This is a genomic window from Specibacter cremeus (genome assembly GCF_003946885.1).
Lineage (GTDB): Bacteria > Actinomycetota > Actinomycetes > Actinomycetales > Micrococcaceae > Specibacter > Specibacter cremeus.
Genome location: NZ_RWKQ01000034.1, coordinates 15,671 through 32,858, shown reverse-complemented (window position 1 = coordinate 32,858; position 17,188 = coordinate 15,671). Strand labels below are relative to the sequence as shown.

At 68.4% G+C, this 17,188-nt stretch carries 17 protein-coding genes; 2 read left to right on the top strand and 15 right to left on the bottom strand.

Going from position 1 to position 17,188, the window contains the following annotated elements:
• Positions 1–82: 82 nt before the first annotated feature.
• From trmD to EJC77_RS13500, 12 genes are all read right to left on the bottom strand, one after another.
• Positions 83–874, bottom strand: a complete 792-nt coding sequence (trmD, locus tag EJC77_RS13555) for a tRNA (guanosine(37)-N1)-methyltransferase TrmD (RefSeq protein WP_125613520.1) — start codon at positions 872–874, stop codon at positions 83–85.
• Between the two features lie 2 nt (positions 875–876).
• Positions 877–1,416 carry a ribosome maturation factor RimM gene (gene rimM / locus EJC77_RS13550; protein WP_125613518.1) on the bottom strand — a complete coding sequence of 180 codons (540 nt, stop codon included), beginning with the start codon at positions 1,414–1,416 and terminating at the stop codon, positions 877–879.
• Positions 1,417–1,589: 173 nt separating this feature from the next.
• Complete coding sequence (locus EJC77_RS13545; RefSeq protein ID WP_125613516.1) at positions 1,590–1,832, bottom strand: RNA-binding protein; 243 nt, start codon at positions 1,830–1,832, stop codon at positions 1,590–1,592.
• A gap of 1 nt (position 1,833) precedes the next feature.
• A complete protein-coding gene (gene rpsP, locus EJC77_RS13540; protein WP_125613514.1) occupies positions 1,834–2,238 on the bottom strand; it encodes a 30S ribosomal protein S16 in 405 nt (134 codons plus the stop codon).
• A gap of 146 nt (positions 2,239–2,384) precedes the next feature.
• Positions 2,385–2,834 carry a hypothetical protein gene (locus EJC77_RS13535; protein WP_125613512.1) on the bottom strand — a complete coding sequence of 150 codons (450 nt, stop codon included), beginning with the start codon at positions 2,832–2,834 and terminating at the stop codon, positions 2,385–2,387.
• 66 nt (positions 2,835–2,900) lie between these two features.
• Positions 2,901–3,770, bottom strand: coding sequence for a VOC family protein (locus EJC77_RS13530; protein WP_125613510.1), 870 nt, complete (start codon positions 3,768–3,770; stop codon positions 2,901–2,903).
• Between the two features lie 149 nt (positions 3,771–3,919).
• Positions 3,920–4,426: a GNAT family N-acetyltransferase gene (locus EJC77_RS13525; RefSeq protein ID WP_125613508.1), complete on the bottom strand. Its 507-nt coding sequence runs from the start codon at positions 4,424–4,426 to the stop codon at positions 3,920–3,922.
• A gap of 415 nt (positions 4,427–4,841) precedes the next feature.
• Entirely contained in the window at positions 4,842–5,591 is a 750-nt protein-coding gene (locus EJC77_RS13520; RefSeq protein WP_125613506.1) for an alpha/beta hydrolase, read from the bottom strand.
• Positions 5,592–5,641: 50 nt separating this feature from the next.
• Positions 5,642–7,915 carry an ABC transporter ATP-binding protein gene (locus EJC77_RS13515; protein WP_125613503.1) on the bottom strand — a complete coding sequence of 758 codons (2,274 nt, stop codon included), beginning with the start codon at positions 7,913–7,915 and terminating at the stop codon, positions 5,642–5,644.
• A gap of 37 nt (positions 7,916–7,952) precedes the next feature.
• Positions 7,953–8,906 (bottom strand): ABC transporter permease, encoded by a 954-nt coding sequence (locus tag EJC77_RS13510; protein WP_240630247.1) that lies wholly within the window; start codon positions 8,904–8,906, stop codon positions 7,953–7,955.
• Entirely contained in the window at positions 8,903–9,847 is a 945-nt protein-coding gene (locus EJC77_RS13505; protein ID WP_125613501.1) for an ABC transporter permease, read from the bottom strand. The genes EJC77_RS13510 and EJC77_RS13505 overlap by 4 nt, the downstream gene beginning before the upstream one ends.
• Before the next feature lie 83 nt (positions 9,848–9,930).
• Entirely contained in the window at positions 9,931–11,547 is a 1,617-nt protein-coding gene (locus EJC77_RS13500; RefSeq protein WP_205787308.1) for an ABC transporter substrate-binding protein, read from the bottom strand.
• Positions 11,548–11,554: 7 nt separating this feature from the next.
• Here EJC77_RS13500 and EJC77_RS20420 point away from each other — a divergent pair, with 7 nt between their 5' ends.
• Positions 11,555–11,791: a hypothetical protein gene (locus EJC77_RS20420; RefSeq protein WP_164520416.1), complete on the top strand. Its 237-nt coding sequence runs from the start codon at positions 11,555–11,557 to the stop codon at positions 11,789–11,791.
• A gap of 141 nt (positions 11,792–11,932) precedes the next feature.
• Here the strand turns inward: EJC77_RS20420 and ffh are convergent, their stop codons facing one another.
• A complete protein-coding gene (gene ffh / locus EJC77_RS13495) occupies positions 11,933–13,510 on the bottom strand; it encodes a signal recognition particle protein (protein ID WP_125613498.1) in 1,578 nt (525 codons plus the stop codon).
• A 431-nt stretch (positions 13,511–13,941) separates the two neighbouring features.
• On the opposite strand from ffh, the gene EJC77_RS13490 reads away from it, so the two are divergent.
• The gene (locus EJC77_RS13490; protein WP_240630248.1) at positions 13,942–15,360 is read left to right on the top strand and encodes a glucose-6-phosphate dehydrogenase; all 1,419 of its coding nucleotides are present in this window, start codon (positions 13,942–13,944) and stop codon (positions 15,358–15,360) included.
• Positions 15,361–15,417: 57 nt separating this feature from the next.
• On the opposite strand, the gene EJC77_RS13485 is transcribed toward EJC77_RS13490, so the two are convergent.
• On the bottom strand, positions 15,418–15,756 hold the full coding sequence (locus tag EJC77_RS13485) for a P-II family nitrogen regulator (protein WP_125613494.1): 339 nt from the start codon (positions 15,754–15,756) through the stop codon (positions 15,418–15,420).
• Positions 15,753–17,090 (bottom strand): ammonium transporter, encoded by a 1,338-nt coding sequence (locus EJC77_RS13480; protein WP_125613492.1) that lies wholly within the window; start codon positions 17,088–17,090, stop codon positions 15,753–15,755. Before EJC77_RS13480 ends, EJC77_RS13485 begins: the two co-directional genes overlap by 4 nt.
• Positions 17,091–17,188: the final 98 nt, after the last annotated feature.

Sequence of the window (17,188 nt, the reverse complement as noted above, 5' to 3'; positions counted from 1 at the left end):
TGAGTGTCACCTCCATTTTGGTAGTTGCAACTAAAACGAATGTTACTCCCAGAATTTCACCGCGGCAATGGCCGTGATCGGGTCACGTGGCGGCTTCCCGCTTCACCAGTTGACGGTCGACGACGGCGTACCCCAGTTCCCAGAGCACGTTGCGGTCCGCCTTGCCCAGCGACCCGGCGTCCAGTGCGGCGATGAGGTCCGGCCGGCGGGCGACCGTGCGCCGCAGCTGCTGCTCCCGGCGGAACTTCGCGATCTTCCCGTGGTTGCCGCTGAGCAGCACCTCCGGGACCTCCCGGTCGCGCCATGCGGCGGGTTTCGTGTACACGGGATACTCGAGCAGCCCGTCGGCGTGCGACTCCTCGACCAGCGACTCGGGGTTGCCGACCACACCGGGGACCAGGCGGCCGATCGCCTCGACCATGGCCAGCACGGCCACCTCGCCGCCGTTGAGCACGTAGTCGCCGAGGCTGACGGGACGGACGGTGTAGTGGTCGGCGGCCCAGTCCAAGACGCGTTCATCGATGCCCTCGTAGCGGCCGCAGGCGAACACCAGGTGCTGCCGCGCGGCGAACTCATGGGCCAGCGCCTGGGTGAACACCTCGCCGGCCGGGGACGGCACGATCAGCGTCGGCTTCGCGTCCGCGTGCGGGTCCAGCACGGACTCGAGCGCCTGCGCCCACGGCTCGGGCTTCATGACCATGCCGGCGCCGCCGCCGTACGGCGAGTCGTCAACCGTGCGGTGGCGGTCCGTGGTGAAGTCGCGCAGATCATGCACGGCGACCTCCAACAGGCCCTGGCCGCGGGCCTTGCCGATCAGGCTCAGCTCCAGCGCGGCCAGGTATTCGGGGAAGATGGTGAAGACGTCAAAGCGCACGGCTACCGTTCGCCCTCCGCCGCATCGGCCCCGGGCTCCCCGCGGTTCAGCTCGAACAGCCCCGGCGGCGGGGTGAGCCGCACATAGCCGGCCTCGGTATCGACCTCGGGGACGATCTCCTCGACGAACGGGACCAGCACCTCCTCGCCGTTGGCGTCCTCGACGATCAGCAGATCCTGCACCGGCAGGGTGCGCAACCCCGTAACCTTGCCAACCGTCTCGCTGCCGACCCGCACCTCAAGGCCCAGCAAATCGTGTTCGTACCAGCCGTCGTCGTCCGTGTCCTCCTCGGCGTCGATGAACAGCGTGGTCCCGCGCAGCAGCTCCGCGTCGTTGCGCGTGAGCACGCCCTCGAAGCCGAGCAGCAGGATGTCCTTGTTCCAGCGGGCGCTGCGCACCACCAGTCCCCCGGCCCGTGCCGGCCTGGTGGCGAATTCGGCGCCGGCGACAAACCGGGCATCCGGGTCGTCGGTGAGCACCTGGGCGGTGACTTCACCGCGAATGCCGTGCGGCTTGCCGAGTCGGGCAACCTGGACCTGCATGGGATCTCCTGGGTGGATCGTGTCGGGAATGGAAGCGGCCCCGGCACCACGAGGGTGCCGGGGCCGCGACTAGAGGCATGTGGGTGGGCCCACGCGCCCGAGGGAGGGCGTGGGTGGGCCCACAGCGGCGAGGGCCCCGCTGCGAGCTTGCGAGCAGCGGGAGCCGCTGGGGACTAGCGGCGACGGTCCGTGTCGACCACGTCCACACGAACCGGTTCGCCATGAGCCAGCGCCGCAACCACCGTGCGCAGGGCGTGGGCGGTGCGACCCTGGCGGCCGATCACGCGGCCCAAATCGTCCTGATGCACGCGAACCTCGAGGGTTTCCCCGCGACGGTTGTTCAACAGGCGGACCTTGACGTCCTCGGGAAAGTCAACGATTCCGCGGACCAGGTGCTCCAGCGCATCGGCCAGCAAGTTACTCGGCCTCGGCGGTCTCTGCCGGAGCCTCGTCGGCCTTCTTGGCCTTCGGCGTGATGGCTTCCCTCAGCACGACGTTCTTGGCCTCGGGGGCGACGAAGGCGGGCTTCGGGGCCTTGGTCTTCAGCGTGCCTTCCTGGCCGGCGATGCCCTTGTGCTTCTGCCAGTCACCGGTGATCTTCAGCAGCTTGAACACCTGCTCGGTCGGCTGCGCGCCGACACCGAGCCAGTACTGGGCACGGTCCGAGTCGATCTCGATGAACGAGGGTTGCTCGGTCGGGTGGTACTTGCCGATTTCCTCGATGGCACGGCCATCGCGCTTGGCGCGCGAATCCATGACGACGACGCGGTAGTACGGGGCGCGCATCTTGCCGAAGCGCTTCAGACGAATCTTTACGGCCACTTTTGTGGTTTCTCCTGGTTCGAAAAGGGGCGAATCCCGTTGCACGCTCCCGTGGGGCGGGCCGATTCACGGAACTCTCAAGGACTCCGATCGCAGCACGGAGAGAGGGGCCGCGCGGATCGAGTACCCATCCATTATGCCAGACGCTAGGCCGAGTAGAAGAACAGCCCCAGCCGGGTGTCGTTCTCCGCCTCCGCGTGCACGGTTGCGGCCATCGAGGCGAGCTGGCGCACGAGTGGCTCGGTGACCTCCGGCGCGGACTCCATGACGTCGTCGCGCGCCCATTCGGCGGCCAGTTCCGGGATGGTCTCCGGTTCCTCGGCCGTGGCGAGCTCGGCGAACACCTCGACCAGCGCGTCCGGGACCGCGTACAGCGAATCGAGGGCGATGTCGACCATGTTCAGCTCGGCGCGCACCCCCGTGGCATGGACCTTGCGGGCGGCCAGTTCGCCGAGCACCTCGATCTCCAGGTCGCTGAGGCCGGGCGTGGGCAGCACGGGGACGTCGACGCTCGGGGACGTGCCGGCGTCGCGGGCCTTGGCGCGGGCCACGGCCACGTGGTGGTCGGCGATGAAGAACTCGGAGTAATTGGGCACAGAAAGCACCTTTCGCGCGTCGCGGGCAAGGGGTGTTGCGTCTCGGCGGCCACCCAGGTGGCCGGGTTACGACTCCACACTAACCCGGATCCGGTTGTGCCACGGATCAAGGAAGACGAGTTCGGCCCCGGTATCGGCGACCGCAATCTTGTGGTGCGCCAATCGCTGCGCCAGCGCGCCGACGTCGTCCCGGCCGGGCAGCTGGATCAGCACCTCGCCCAGGCCCAGCGTATCCTTGCGCGGGCCGGCGCCGCGGCTGTTCCACACGTTCATGGCCATATGGTGGTGGTAGCCGCCGGCCGAGACGAACAAGGCCTGGCCGTGCCAGCCGGCCGTGCGCTCGAAGCCGAGCGTGTCCACGTAGAACTGCTGGGCCGTCTGGACGTCACCCACCTGCAGATGGACGTGTCCGACGGCGGCGGCCGCGTCGCGCTGGCCCGTCACCGAGGCCTCGGTCAGGTGCTGGTCCAGGAAGCCCTGCGGGGGAAGCGCCAGGGAGTCCATGACGACCGCGGACCCGTCCCAGCGCCACTCGCTGCGCGGGCGGTCCCAGTACAGCTCGATGCCGTTGCCTTCCGGGTCCGTGAAGTAGAACGCCTCGGAGACCAGGTGGTCGGCGCTGCCGGCGAACAGCCGGGGGTTGTATTGGGCCGCGGTGGCCACCGTGGCGGCAAGGGATGCCTGGTCGTCGAACAGCAACGCCGTGTGGAACAGCCCGGCCTCGCCCCGGCCCGGGATGTGCAGGCCCTTGGCCGGTTGCAGGTGGACCAGCGGCGTGGCGCCGCGGCCCAGGTACTGGCCGCCGTCGGCCTCGGCCACGACGTCCAGGCCCAGGGCGGTTTGGTAGTAGTCGCTCATCGTGGCCATGTCGCCGACCTTGAGCATCACGGTGCCCATGGAGAGGTCGGCGGAGAGCAGGTTGTCGGTGGTGGTCATGGTGACTCCCGGGTCGGTTGAAGTTTCACTAACACCAAACTACTTGAAGCTTCAAGTTATTCCAAATGGCGCGGAGTCGCACGGTTTCGTCACACGGATGGTTTCCGGGGCTGCGGGACGGGACCCGTGCCCGGGTGATTTCGACAGGCTCAATCACCGGCGGAGAGCTCCGCCCGCATGACGACGCGCCGGCCCAAGGCGTCCAAGCCCAGCTCCGTCTCGATCCGCCGCAGCCGGGCCAGCCCGGGCGTGAGCAGGGCGACCTGCGAGAACCCGCACGACGCGTAGAACGGCGCATTGAACGGTACGTCAGCGAACGTGCACAGCGTCATGGCCGTGAACCCGGATTCGCGCGCCCACGCCTTGGCCGCATCCACGAGCGACCGGCCGATCCCGCGCCGGCCGACGTCGGGGCTGACGGCCAGCTGCTCCAGGTGCGCCAGCCCGTCGACGATCTCCAACCGGACGAACCCCACCGGCGGGCGCCCGGCCACCATGATGTGGAACGCACCGGCATACTCGGCCACGGACGCCGGCGGCGGCAACCGCGCCGGGTCAATCGTGGACCCGGGCGTCGCGAAGACGGCATCGGCCTCCGCCTCGAGGAGGGGCAGCAGCGAGAACTCGTTGATCCCCGCGGGCCGGATGTCGAACATGACACCAGCCTAGAGGCCGAGGGGCCCCGAGCGTGCGAGCGGTGGGAGCGGCCGGGGACGAAGCTTGGGGAGGCCGAAAGGCTAATGCGGTGACCGGAAAAGTCGGAGGTGTTTGTTCGGGCGGCCGTCGCCGCGTCAGGGGCTGCCCCGCCGGCGCCGGCCGCGGACGCCCGGGCCCGGGACGCAACTGCTGGGCAGTAGCTGTCGATGACGCAAACTACTGGACAGCAGATGTCGAAAATCGGCCCGAAACGAGCACTTACCGCCCACTGGTTCGCAAACGAGCGTTTGCAGTCCACTGGTTCGCCAGATGCCATGGCCCTTCCGCCCATGACAGCCGGCCCATCGAAGCCCAGGCGGCACCAACCCCGGGTGGCCACGGTCCCGAAGCCGGCAAACCATGCCGGCCACCGAACTAGAGGCCGCCCCCGCCAGGATCGGCGGCGATGAACTCCTCGATCAGTGCCGCTCCCTCCGGCAGGTCGTGCAGCCGGTGCCCGCCGGGCGCCACCAGGTGCCGCGCCCCGGTCGTGACCAGATAGCCGGCGATCTCCTCGTACAGCGGCTCCCAACCGCCGGTCAGCACCAGCGTGGGCACGCCCGGCACGATGTGGAGCGGCGCCTCCCACGGTGGCGCCTGCAGCCGCAGCCGGGTGGCGACGCGGTCGGCGGACTCCGGCACGCCACCGCCGAACACGCCGGTGCCGGTGGAGCCGGAAACGGATGAGTCGACGAACCCGCCGGCCGGTGCAACCCGGGCCAGCTCGCGGGCGAACTCCGCGTCGGTGAGCTGCCCCCGCCGGGCGTACAACCGCTCGAGCTGCCCCCGGTACGCGGCCGACGCCGGCAATTCCGCGGTCAACGACAGGCACGCCGGCTCCACGAGCACCAGCGAGCGCACCAGGTCCGGCCGGGCGACGGCCGCCATCATGGCCGCGATCGCACCCTGGGCGTGCGCCACCACGTGCCCGCCGGCGCCGAGCGCCTCGATCACATTCGCCTCGTCCGCGGCGAAGTCGGTGGGCTGCGGAGGGACGACGGCGTCAAAACCGGTGCGCTTGAGAAAGAGACAATCGTAGCGGCCCGCCAACCGGTGCTGGGTCGGCCATGCGGCGGCGCCGTAGCGGCCCGACCCATGGACGAACACGATGCGGGTTTTGCTCATTCCAGCAGGGTACCGGATCGGGCTGGGCGCGCCCGCGGCGGCGGGAGTGCTCAGACCGGGTCGGGCGCGGCCGTTTCGTCGGTCAGGGTGTCGGCGGCGGCGTGGCCGTTGATCGGGAAGTGGCAGGCCACCAGGTGCGGCACGGTGCCGGCGGCCACGGCCTTGGCCGTGGCGGCGGCCAGTTCGTCGGCCGGCATCGGCTCGTGTCCGCCGCCGGGTTGCAGCGGCGGTTCGACCCGGGCGCAGATCTCCTGCGCCATCGGGCACCGGGTGCGGAACCGGCACCCGCTGGGCGGGTTCATGGCCGAGGGCAGTTCGCCGCGCACGCCCAATTTCGCCTTCCTGCGCTCGATCACCGGGTCCGGGATGGGGATCGTATCGATCAGGCCGCGGGTGTAGTGGTGTTGCGGGTGCGCATACACGGTGGCGGCCGGGCCAACCTCCACCATCTTGCCCAGGTACATGACGGCGATGACGTCGGAGAGATACCTGACCACGGACAGGTCGTGGCTGATGAACAGGTAGGTCAGTTCACGGTCCCGCTGGAGCTCCTTCATCAGGTTCAGCACCTGTGCCTGGATGGACACGTCCAGGGCCGAGACCGGTTCGTCGGCGACGATCAGACCCGGTTGCAGGGCCAGCGCGCGGGCCAGCCCGATGCGTTGCCGCTGCCCGCCGGAGAACTCGTGCGGGTAGCGTTCGGCGGCCCGGGCCGGCAGCCCCACGGCGGCCAGCAACTCGTCGACCCGGTCGTTGCGGTCGCGGGGCGAACCGACGTGCTGGATGTCCAGCGGCTCGCGCAGGATGGAGCGCACGCGCATGCGCGGATTGAGTGAGGCGTAGGAGTCCTGGAACATGAACTGCACGTTCCGGCGCCCCTCCTTGGCCTCCTTGCCGCGCAGCTGGCTGATGCGCCGGCCGCGGAACAGGATGGCGCCACTGGTCGGCGTGTCAAGCCCCACGACCATGCGCCCCAGCGTCGTCTTCCCGCACCCCGACTCGCCCACCAGGCCGAGGGTCTGCCCGCGCGGGATGGACACGGTGACACCGGCGACGGCGCTGATGTCGCCCACGTGCCGGCGCAGGATGGCCCCGGCGGTCACCGGGAAGTCCTTGACGGCTTCCTGGATCTGCAACAGCGGGGTGCCGTCGGCGGGGATGAACGTCGTCGGGGCCACCCAGGAGCGGGCGTCCGACGACGACGGGCCGGCGCCGTGGGCACCCAGGTCGTGCCCGCCGTCGTCCTTCACCAGCGACAACTCCATGCCCGCTTCCAGCTCGGCCGCCTCCACGCGCGCCACTTCCGGGATGGTGGTGCGCAAGTCCCGGGGCTCGGGCATGCCCAGCGGCGTGGTGCGCGGGACGATGCAGGCGAACTCCTGCGGGCCGTAGGGCGTGGCGATGGTCGTCACCGGCGGCACCTCGGCCCGGCACTGGGCGACGGCGAAGCGGCAGCGCGGCGCGAACCGGCACGCCGGCGGCGGCTCGGTCAAATCCGGTGGCAGGCCCGGAATGGAGTACAGCCGTTCGCCCGTGCCGGCCACGCGTTCCGGCAGCGCCTCGAACAACGCGTCGGTGTACCGGTGCTTGGGCGCGGCGAACAGGGTGTGGACGTCCGCCATCTCGGCGACCTTGCCGGCGTACATGACGACGACGCGGTCGGCGTTGCCGGCGATGACGCCCAGGTCGTGGGTCACCAGGATCATGGCCATGTGGAACTCGGCACGCAGCCGGGCCACCAGTTCCAGGATCTGCTTTTGCACGGTCACGTCCAGGGCCGTCGTCGGTTCGTCGGCGATGAGCAGTTTCGGTTGGCAGATCAGTGCCATGGCGATCATGACGCGCTGGCGTTGGCCGCCGGAGAGCTGGTGCGGGTAGTCCTTGACGCGCTGCAGCGGGCTGGGGATGCCCACCAGGCCGAACATGTCCACGACCTCCTTCAGGGCCGCCGACTTGCCCATGCCGCGGTGCAGCATGAGCGGCTCGGCCACCTGGTCGCCGATGGTCACGACCGGGTTCAGCGACGTCATGGGGTCCTGGAAGATCATGCCGATGTCGACGCCGCGGATCTCCCGCAGGCGTTGTTCGGGCAGTTTGACCAGGTCCTCGCCGTCCAGCAGGATCTCCCCGTTGACGATGTGCCCGCCGGGTGGCAGCAGCCGCTCGATCGACATGGCCGTCATGGTCTTGCCGCTGCCCGATTCGCCCACCAGGCCCAGGCACTCGCCGGCGTCGACGTGCAGCGAGACGTGATCGAGGGCGTGCACCACGGACTTGCTCAGCTGGATGTCCGTGCTCAGGTCGCGTATGTCCAAGAGCGGCATGCCGGTCTCCTTCCCTGCGTTGGTGTGCGGCTGGCGTTCAGCGCCGTTGCAGCCGGACCTCGACCGAATCCCGCAGCCCGTCCCCGACCAGGTTGACGGCGACGACGACGATGATGATCGCGAACCCCGGAGGGTAGATCAGCCACCAATAGTTGGTGAACACGAACGCGGTGCCGTTGCTGAGCATGCCGCCCCAGTCGGTGGCCGGCGGGGAGATGCCCAGGCCCAGGTAGCCGAGGTAGGCGATCAGCAAGATGGCGTCGGCCACCTGGAACGTCGCGTTGACGATCACGGTGCCGATCACGTTCGGCATGATGTGCCGCAGCACCGCATGCCAGGACGTGCCGCCCATGACCCGCACCGCCTGGACGTATTCGCGCACGCGCAGGGTCAGCGATTCGCCGCGCACCAGGCGGGCCGGCACCAGCCACGCCGTCAGCCCCAGCACGAAGATCATGACCGGGACACTGGGCTTGACGATCGTGACCAGGAACAAGAGCAGGAACAGGATCGGGATGGACAGGATGGCGTCGACGATGCGCATCATGACCGCGTCGACCCAGCCGCCGAAGAAGCCGGCGACCGCACCCCAGATGGTTCCGACGATCGTGGCGATGATGGCGGCCGCGAAGCCGATCATCAGCGACACCTGGCCGCCCACCATGAGCCGGCCGAACTGGTCGTACCCTGTCTGGTCGGTGCCCAGCGGATGGCCGGGACCGGGTGGCAGGTTGACGTTCTCCAGGTTTACGGTCACCTGGTCGGTCGGGTACAGCACCGGGCCCAGGAAACAGAACAGCACGGCCAGGACCAGGACGATGAACCCCACGATGGCCAGCCGGTTCTGGATGAACACCTCGAAGCCGAGCCGGAACATGCTCTTGGCCTTGCCGACGGGCAGTCCCGTGCTGGAGACCGCGACGGCGGCCCCCTCGCCGTGGGCCTCGTCGAGGACCCCGGCTGGAATCCCCTCCCCGGGACGGATGGTCATAGCTTCACCCTCGGATCGAGTACGGCCAGCGAGACGTCCGCCAGCAGGTTCCCGACCACCGTGGCAAACGCCGTGATGATGACGACGCCGAGCTCCACGGGGTAGTCGGACGCCTGCGCGGCCTGCCAGAACAGCAGGCCCATGCCGGGAAAGTTGAAAATGGATTCGGTGATCAGGGCCCCGGCGAACAGTGCCGGCAGGGACAGGCCGAGCAGCGTGATGATCGGGATCAGCGCGTTGCGCAGCACGTGGTGCGCCAGCACCCGCGACGGCGAGGCACCCTTGGCCCGGGCCGTGCGCACATAGTCCTGGTCGATGTTGTCCAGCACGGACGATCGCATGTACCGGGAAAACCCGGCGATGCTCAACAGGGCCAGCGTGACGATGGGCAGGATCATGGCGTCGAATTCCTGGAAAATGGGTCCGATGCCGTCCGATTGCGGCGCCTCCGGCGGGAACCAGCCCAGGTTCTGGGAGAAGATCTCGATCATGATGATGCCGATGAAGAACGTCGGCGCCGCATAGAAGATGAACGACAGCCCGGTCGCCACGTAGTCGAACGACTTGTTGCGGTGCACGGCCTGGTAGATGCCCAGCGGCACCGCCACAATGACCGTCAGCACCAGCGACAACAGGCCCAGGATGATGGTCTTGGGCATGCGCTGGACCAGCAGCGAACCGACCGACTGGTTCAGCTTGATCGAGAAGCCGAAGTCCCCGGTCACCCACTGGCCCAGTTGCCGGAAGTACTGGATGACCAACGGCTGGTCGTAGCCGTTGGCGGCGTTGAAATCGGCGATCTGGGCCGCGGTTGCCCGCGGGCCCAGGATCGCCCGTGCCGCGCCACCGGGCAGCTGGTGCAGCAGGATGAACACGATGATGGTCACGACCAGGACCACCAGGACGGCCTGGAGGAGGCGGCGGACAATGTAGCCGATCATGGCGCCGGCCGTCCGGTCGGCGTGTTCTGCGAAGTCATGTCCTTCGCCGCCTCCTCACTTGCGCTTCACCGTGCCGGGACCTGTCAGTAGTGCCAGGCCTCGGGGTTGATGTTCGCGTACGGGTTCTGCGGGGTGGCGCCCTGCAGCGCGTTCGCGACCATGGTCAGGCTGTAGGTGTAGTTCGGCTGCCAGATGACAGGAACGTCCTTTGCCAGCGCGTCCTCGTACGCCTGCATCACAGCGGTGCCGCTTTGCGTTGTCGAGTCCGCGATCAGCTTGTCCATGGCGGGGTTCGAGTAGCTGCCGCTATTGGAACCTGCTCCGGTCTGGAACAGCGTCTCGCCGGTCGGGTAGTAGTCGGGTGCGTAGACCCAGCCGCCACCCCAGTTGCCCATCTGCCACGTGCAGGTCTTGCCGGAGCACGGGACCGCGGTACCGGTGACCGTGTTGAACGGCGCCGGGACGAGGTTCAGCACGATGCCGGCCTGGCCCGCGTTGGACTTCAGCGACTCCATGGCCGTGGTGATGGTCTGCTGGCCGCTGGCGTACTGCAGCGTGAACTCCAGCTTCTGCCCGGCCGTGATCCCGGCGCCGCAATCGCCCGCAGCCGTTCCCGGCTTCGAGCAGGTGGCCGCGCTACCGGCGGTGACGGTCCAGCCGTTGTCGGTCAGGTCCTTCTTGGCCGCGTCGATGTTGAACGGGTACGGGTTGTTCTTCTCGACTTGCGAGATCAACGGGCTGTCCGGGAACAACGGCACCGGGCCGGTGGTCTGGAAGCCGTAGTTCTTCGCCGCGGACTTCAGGATGGCCGGCTGGTCAACCACGGACTGGAACGCCTGGCGGAAGTACAGCTGCTTGAAGATCGGCCCAACCGTCGGGTTGTTGTAGTTGATCGGGAAGTAGTTGATGCCGTACAGGTTCCACGGCGCCAAGGTGTAGTTCTTGCTCAACGGGTTGGGCCCGGGCTGGTCAGGTGTCGTGTTTTCCGGACGCGGAGCGCTCAGGTCCTGGGTGGGCAGGTAGCCGACATCAAGGGTGCTGCCACCGCGCAGGACGTTGAACTCCGCGTCGTCCGTGGTGAACGGAACCTCCTTGAACTCCTTCAGCGACGCCTTCACCGGTCCCGAGTACTTGGTGTTCGGCACGAACGTGATGTGCCCGTCGGAGCTGAACGACTTCAGCGTCCACGGTCCGTCAACCACCTGCCACAGCGGGTTGGTGGCGTACGTGGGCAGGTCCTTCGACTGGGAGATCAGGTACTTGTACACGGCCGCGCAGCCGGACTGGTTCGTCGCGCAATCGCCCTTGGTGTTCGCCGCGGTCATGTCCCACGCCGCGGGCATCGGGGTGATCTGCCCGAGCTGGTTGTACAGGAACCACTGCTCGCTGTAGGCCTTATCCGTGTTGAACACGACAGTCTGCGCATCGGGGGCCGACGCCGAGACCACATTGTCCGGGAATTGCCCGGGCACGTAGGCGGCGTAGTTGGTCTTCTCGGCCTTGGCCATGTTGTACCAGAACATCACGTCGGTCGAGCTGACCGGCGTGCCATTGGACCAGTTGTATGGCTTGAGCTTGATGGTGACGGTCTTGCCGCCGTTGCTGTAAACCGGTTCCGCGGCCAGGCTCAACGAATCGTTAACCTGCGCCTTGCCCTGGTCGCCAAACCAGTACAGCGGGCGGAACATCAGGTACTGCAAATCGGAAATGTTCGATACGGAGAAATCCGCGATTGGTGCAAACGGCCAAATCCAGTTCGGCACGGTATTCGGCGGTTCCGCAAACGTGGCCGTGTTTGTCGCCTTGCCCGGCGCGTTCGCCGAGGCGGCGGTGTTGTTTCCGGAGCCGGTCCCCGAACATGCCGTCAGGGCCAACAAGATCACTGCAACGCTTCCTACAACCGGGAAGATCCGCTTCCGGTTCCCCCCACGAGTTCGCAAATAATTCATCATGCGCCTCCTGGCAAAGCGCACACTGCGGTGGATCGGTTTGGTCCACATGGACGCTTCACGAGCAGTCTAGACCCAAGGCAGGCCGGATGGCTGGGAACTTTCTGGGAAACGGATATTGAAACCGAGTTAGCGCTTACTTACCCAAAAACTTATCGAATCCCTTGGGCAGGTTCAGCGCCGCCGGGTCGAATTCCTCGGTCCCCGCGCCGAAGGCGGCGCCCGTGGGAAGTGACCGCCCGGCGTTCGCCCGGCGCTCGGCCGCCTCGCGGGCCTCCTGCGCCGCCTTCGCCGGGTTGCCGGAGCGGGCCTTCTTCTTGACGACCTTCTTGCCCTTGCGCGCGCCGCCGAAGCCGCCCGGCCCGGCGATCCCCGGCATGCCGGGGATGCCGCCGCCCTGGGCCATCTTCTTCATCATCTTCTGCGCCTGGCCAAAACGCTCCAGCAGGCCGTTGACCTCGGAGACGTGCACGCCGGACCCCCTGGCGATGCGGGCGCGGCGGGATCCGTTGATGATCTTCGGGGCCACGCGCTCATGCGGGGTCATGGACCGCACGATCGCCTCGACCCGGTCGATCTCGCGTTCGTCGAAGTTCTCCAGCTGCTGGCGGATGTTCGCGGCGCCCGGCATCATCATGAGCATCTTCTTCATGGAGCCCATTTTGCGGATCTGCTGCATCTGGGCGAGGAAGTCGTCGAGGGTGAAGTCCTCCTGGTCGGCGAACTTCTGCGCCATCCGTTCGGCCTCGGCCCGGTCCCAGTTCTTTTCCGCCTGCTCGATCAGGGTCAGGACGTCACCCATGTCGAGGATGCGGCTGGCCATCCGGTCCGGGTGGAACAGCTCGAAGTCGTCCAGGCTTTCACCGGTGGAGGCGAACATCACCGGCTTGCCGGTCACGGATGCCACCGAGAGGGCCGCACCGCCGCGGGCGTCGCCGTCGAGCTTGGCGAGCACCACACCGGTGAAGTTCACGCCCTCGTTGAACGCCTGCGCCGTGGTGACGGCGTCCTGGCCGATCATGGCGTCGACGACGAACAGGACCTCGTCAGGGGTGATGGCGGCGCGGATGTTCGCGGCCTGCGCCATCATCTCGGCGTCGATGCCAAGGCGCCCGGCCGTGTCGACGATGACAACGTCGTACAGCTTTGCCTTCGCCTCCGCGACGCCGGCCCGGGCGACGGCGACCGGGTCGCCGGTGGCGGCCTCGAACTCGCTCGAGACGCCCGGGTGCGGGGCGAAGACGGGCACTCCGGCGCGCTCGCCGTTGACCTGGAGTTGCTTGACCGCGTTGGGGCGTTGCAAGTCCGCGGCGACGAGCAGCGGGCTGTGCCCCTGGCTCTTGAGCCACTTGGCCAGCTTGCCACCGAGCGTCGTCTTGCCGGCGCCCTGCAGGCCGGCCAGCATGATGACGGTCGGCGGGTTCTTGGCCAGATGGATCCGCCGCGTCTCCCCGCCCAGGATGGCGACGAGTTCCTCGTTGACGATCTTGACGATCTGCTGCGCCGGGTTAAGCGCCGCATTGACCCCGGCGCCCAGGGCACGTTCACGGACCTTGCCGGTGAATTCGCGCACCACCGGCACGGCCACGTCGGCGTCGAGGAGGGCGCGGCGAATCTCCCGGACCGTGGCGTCGACGTCGGCCTCGCTGAGCCGGCCCTTGCCGCGCAGGTTCTTGAAGGTTGCTGTCAGCCGGTCGGATAGCGAATTGAACACGTGCCGTGTGCTTCTTTCAGTCGTGGAATCACCGCAGCCCGCGCGAACCCGCCCGGGACTGGGCGGATCCGCGACGGCGGGCACGGCTATCGAATTGCAGGATGAGAACGGCGGGCGGCCGCACGTGCCGACCCGCTCCCTTTCCCGTAGGACTCAACTATCAAGGGTACCAACTGGAGCGGCCCGATGGTGCCATTGATTTGCGGCCCGTCAGCGCCCCGGCCGCCCTTTTTCGGTCCCCGGCCGCAGATCCGTCCCTGGGCCGCCGCAGGCCAGACATTCGCGGCCCGTCATGGCATGCTGGGAACGTGACCCAGAGCACCGAGAACCCCGCGGCGGAACATCCCTCGCCAGACTCAGACACGCATCACCCAACGCACCCGAACGGGCGACGCCACGGGCATCGTTCCGCACGCCACCAGGTCCGCACACTGCTGGTCCTCGGCGCCTCGGGCGACCTGACCGGCCGGCTGCTGCTGCCCGGGGTCGGGCGGCTCATCGCCGCCGGCCGGGCGCCGAGGCTGGAATTGGTCGGGGCCGGCAGCGACGACTGGACGGCCGAACGCTGGCGGCAGCGCCTCGACGACAGCTTCGCCGGCGCCGATGAAGGCAGCACCGCCGAAGGAAGCACCGCCGAAGGAAGCGCCGAGCTGGCCCGGGTCAAGGACGCCAGCACATACCACCGGCTGGACGTGACGGCGCCGGGCGAACTGGGCCGGCTCCTCAAGACCCTGCAGGCCCCCGTGGCCGTGTACTTCGCGCTGCCGCCGGCCGTCAGCCAGGCCGCCTGCGAGGCACTCACCGCGGGTGACCTGCCCGAAGGCACCCGCCTGGTGATGGAGAAGCCGTTCGGTTCGGGTGCCGAATCGGCGGCCCGGCTCAACGCAACGCTTGCCGGGCTGGTCCCGGAGGACCACATCCACCGCGTGGACCACTTCCTGGGCAAGTCCACCGTGTTCAACATCGTCGGCCTGCGGTTCGCCAACCGGCTGTTGGAGCCGCTGTGGAACGCCGAACACATTGCGAAGGTGGAGATCATCTTCGACGAGGACCTCACGCTCGAGAACCGGGCCCGCTACTACGATCATGCCGGCGCCGGCCGCGACATGATCCAGAGCCACCTGTTGCAGATCATGGCCATCATCGCCATGGAGGCCCCCGCCTCGCTGGACGAACGGGATGTGCGGGACGGCATCGCGGCCGTGCTGCGGGCCAGCTCCATCGACAACCACTTCGCCCGCAGCACCCGGCGCGCCCGCTACACGGCCGGGGCCATCGGGGACCGGCCGGTGCCCGACTACACGGCCGAGGCCGGCGTGGACCCGGCCAACAACACCGAGACCCTGGCCGAGGTCGAGATCCGGGTGAAGAACTGGCGCTGGGCCGGCGTGCCGTTCTTGCTGCGCTCCGGCAAGGCGCTGGGCCGCAACCGCAAGGAGGCCGTCATCACGTACAAGCCGGTCCCGCACCTGCCCGACGGCTTCCGCGGCGTCGACGCCCCCACCCGGCTGCACATCGGCTTCGGCCCGGAGAACCTGACACTCGACCTGGACGTCAACGGCCCCGGGAACCTGTTCGAGCTGGACCGGGTCCGGCTCGAGACCGAACTGGCCAGCGACCCGCTGCTTCCCTACGGGGAGGTGCTCGACTCGGTGCTGGCCGGCGACCCGCTGCTGTCCGTGCGCGCCGACACCGCCGAGGAATGCTGGCGGATCGTCGAACCGGCGTTCGCCGCCTGGCGTGCCGGCACGGTGCCGCTGGAGGAGTACGCCGCCGGCAGCGACGGCCCCGCCGACTGGCGCTCGAGCCGTCCTCGGAGCGCCGGGGATAAACAGCGCGCCGATGGTTGACGGCGCAAAAGCGCCTGCCGCCGTCGTACTTGTTGACGTACGACGGCGGCAGGTGCGTCACACCGCGGCGGCGCCCCGCTCGCCGGTGCGGACCCGGACGGCCTCGTAGACCTCGACCATCCAGACCTTGCCGTCGCCGGCGCGGCCCGTGTTCGACGTGGCGACGATGACGTCCATGAGGTCCCACGCCTGGTCGTCGGTGGCCAGCACCTCGATGCGGATCTTCGGGTGCAGGTCGACCGTGTACTCGGCGCCGCGGTAGATTTCCGTGTGCCCGCGCTGGCGGCCGTAACCGTGCGCGCTGCTGACGGTCAGGCCCTGGACGCCGAAGCTCTCCAGGCCGGCACGCACCGGGTCCAGCAATTCCGGGCGGATGATGGCTGTCAGGAGCTTCATGCGTCAACCTTCTCGGGCTGGGGTGCCGGGACCGGCAGCGGGGACGGGTGGAAGGCGCCCGAGGAGCGGCCGCCGAAGTCGTAGGCGGTCTCGGCGTGCAGCGAGACGTCGATGCCGGCGGCCTCGTGGTCGCTGGAGATCCGGAAGCCCATGGTCTTGTTGACGACCCAGCCAATGGCGTAGGCGATGACGAACGAGTAGATCATGACGGCGAACGCGCCGATCGCCTGCTTGCCCAGCAGTTCCAGCCCGCCGCCGGAGAACAGGCCGCTGCCGGCCGCCGGGGAACCCGGGTCCGCGGCGAGGCCGATGAACAGCGTGCCGAACAGGCCGCCGACCAGGTGGACGCCGACGACGTCCAGCGAGTCGTCGAAGCCGAGGCGGTACTTCAGCCCGACGGCGAGGGCGCAAACGACACCGGCCAGCAGGCCGAGCACGAGCGACCACATCGGGGTGATGGCGGAACAGGCCGGGGTGATGGCGACCAGGCCCGCGACGGCGCCGGACGCGGCACCGAGGCTGGTCGCGTGGCCGTCACGCAGCCGCTCGACCAGCAGCCAGCCGAGCGTCGCGGCGCAGGGGGCGGCCAGCGTGTTGATCCAGGCGTACCCGGCCACGGCGTTGGCGCCCAGGGCGGAGCCGGCGTTGAAGCCGAACCAGCCGAACCAGAGCAGGCCGGCGCCGAGCATGACGAACGGCAGGTTGTGCGGGCGGTGGGTCGGGTCCTTGCCGAAGCCCTTGCGCTTGCCGACGATCAGGGCCAGTGCGAGCGCCGCGGCGCCGGCGTTGATGTGCACGGCGGTGCCGCCGGCGAAGTCGATGACGCCCAGGCCCTGGCCGATCCAGCCGCCGATCGGGTTGCCCGCGGCGTCCTTGTTGAAGTCGAACACCCAGTGCGCCACCGGGAAGTAGACGACCGTGACCCAGATGGCGGCGAACACGAGCCAGGCGCCGAACTTGGCCCGGTCGGCGATGGCTCCGGTGATCAGGGCGACCGTGATGATCGCGAACACGCCCTGGAAACCGACGAACACGATCTCCGGGATGGTGCCCACGAGCGGGACGTTGGTGGTGGTGCTGAGCAGGCCCTGCAGGCCGAAATGCTGGAACGGGTTGCCGATGATCCCGCCGCCGGTGTCGCGGCCGAACGACATGGAGTAGCCGAACAACACCCAGAGGGTGCCGACGACGGCGATGGCGCCGAAGCTCATCATCATCATGTTGAGCACGCCCTTGGCGCGCGTCATGCCGCCGTAGAAGAATGCCAAGCCCGGCGTCATCAGCAGCACCAGGGCTGCCGAGACGAGGACCCACGCGGTATCGCCAGTGTTCACGGTGCTGGCCTTTCGTTGTGAGGGTATTGCGGCCACTTCTGCGGGGCGGGTGCAATGTTGACCCTCACAACTTTGCCGGGACCCTGTTTCGGCGGGCG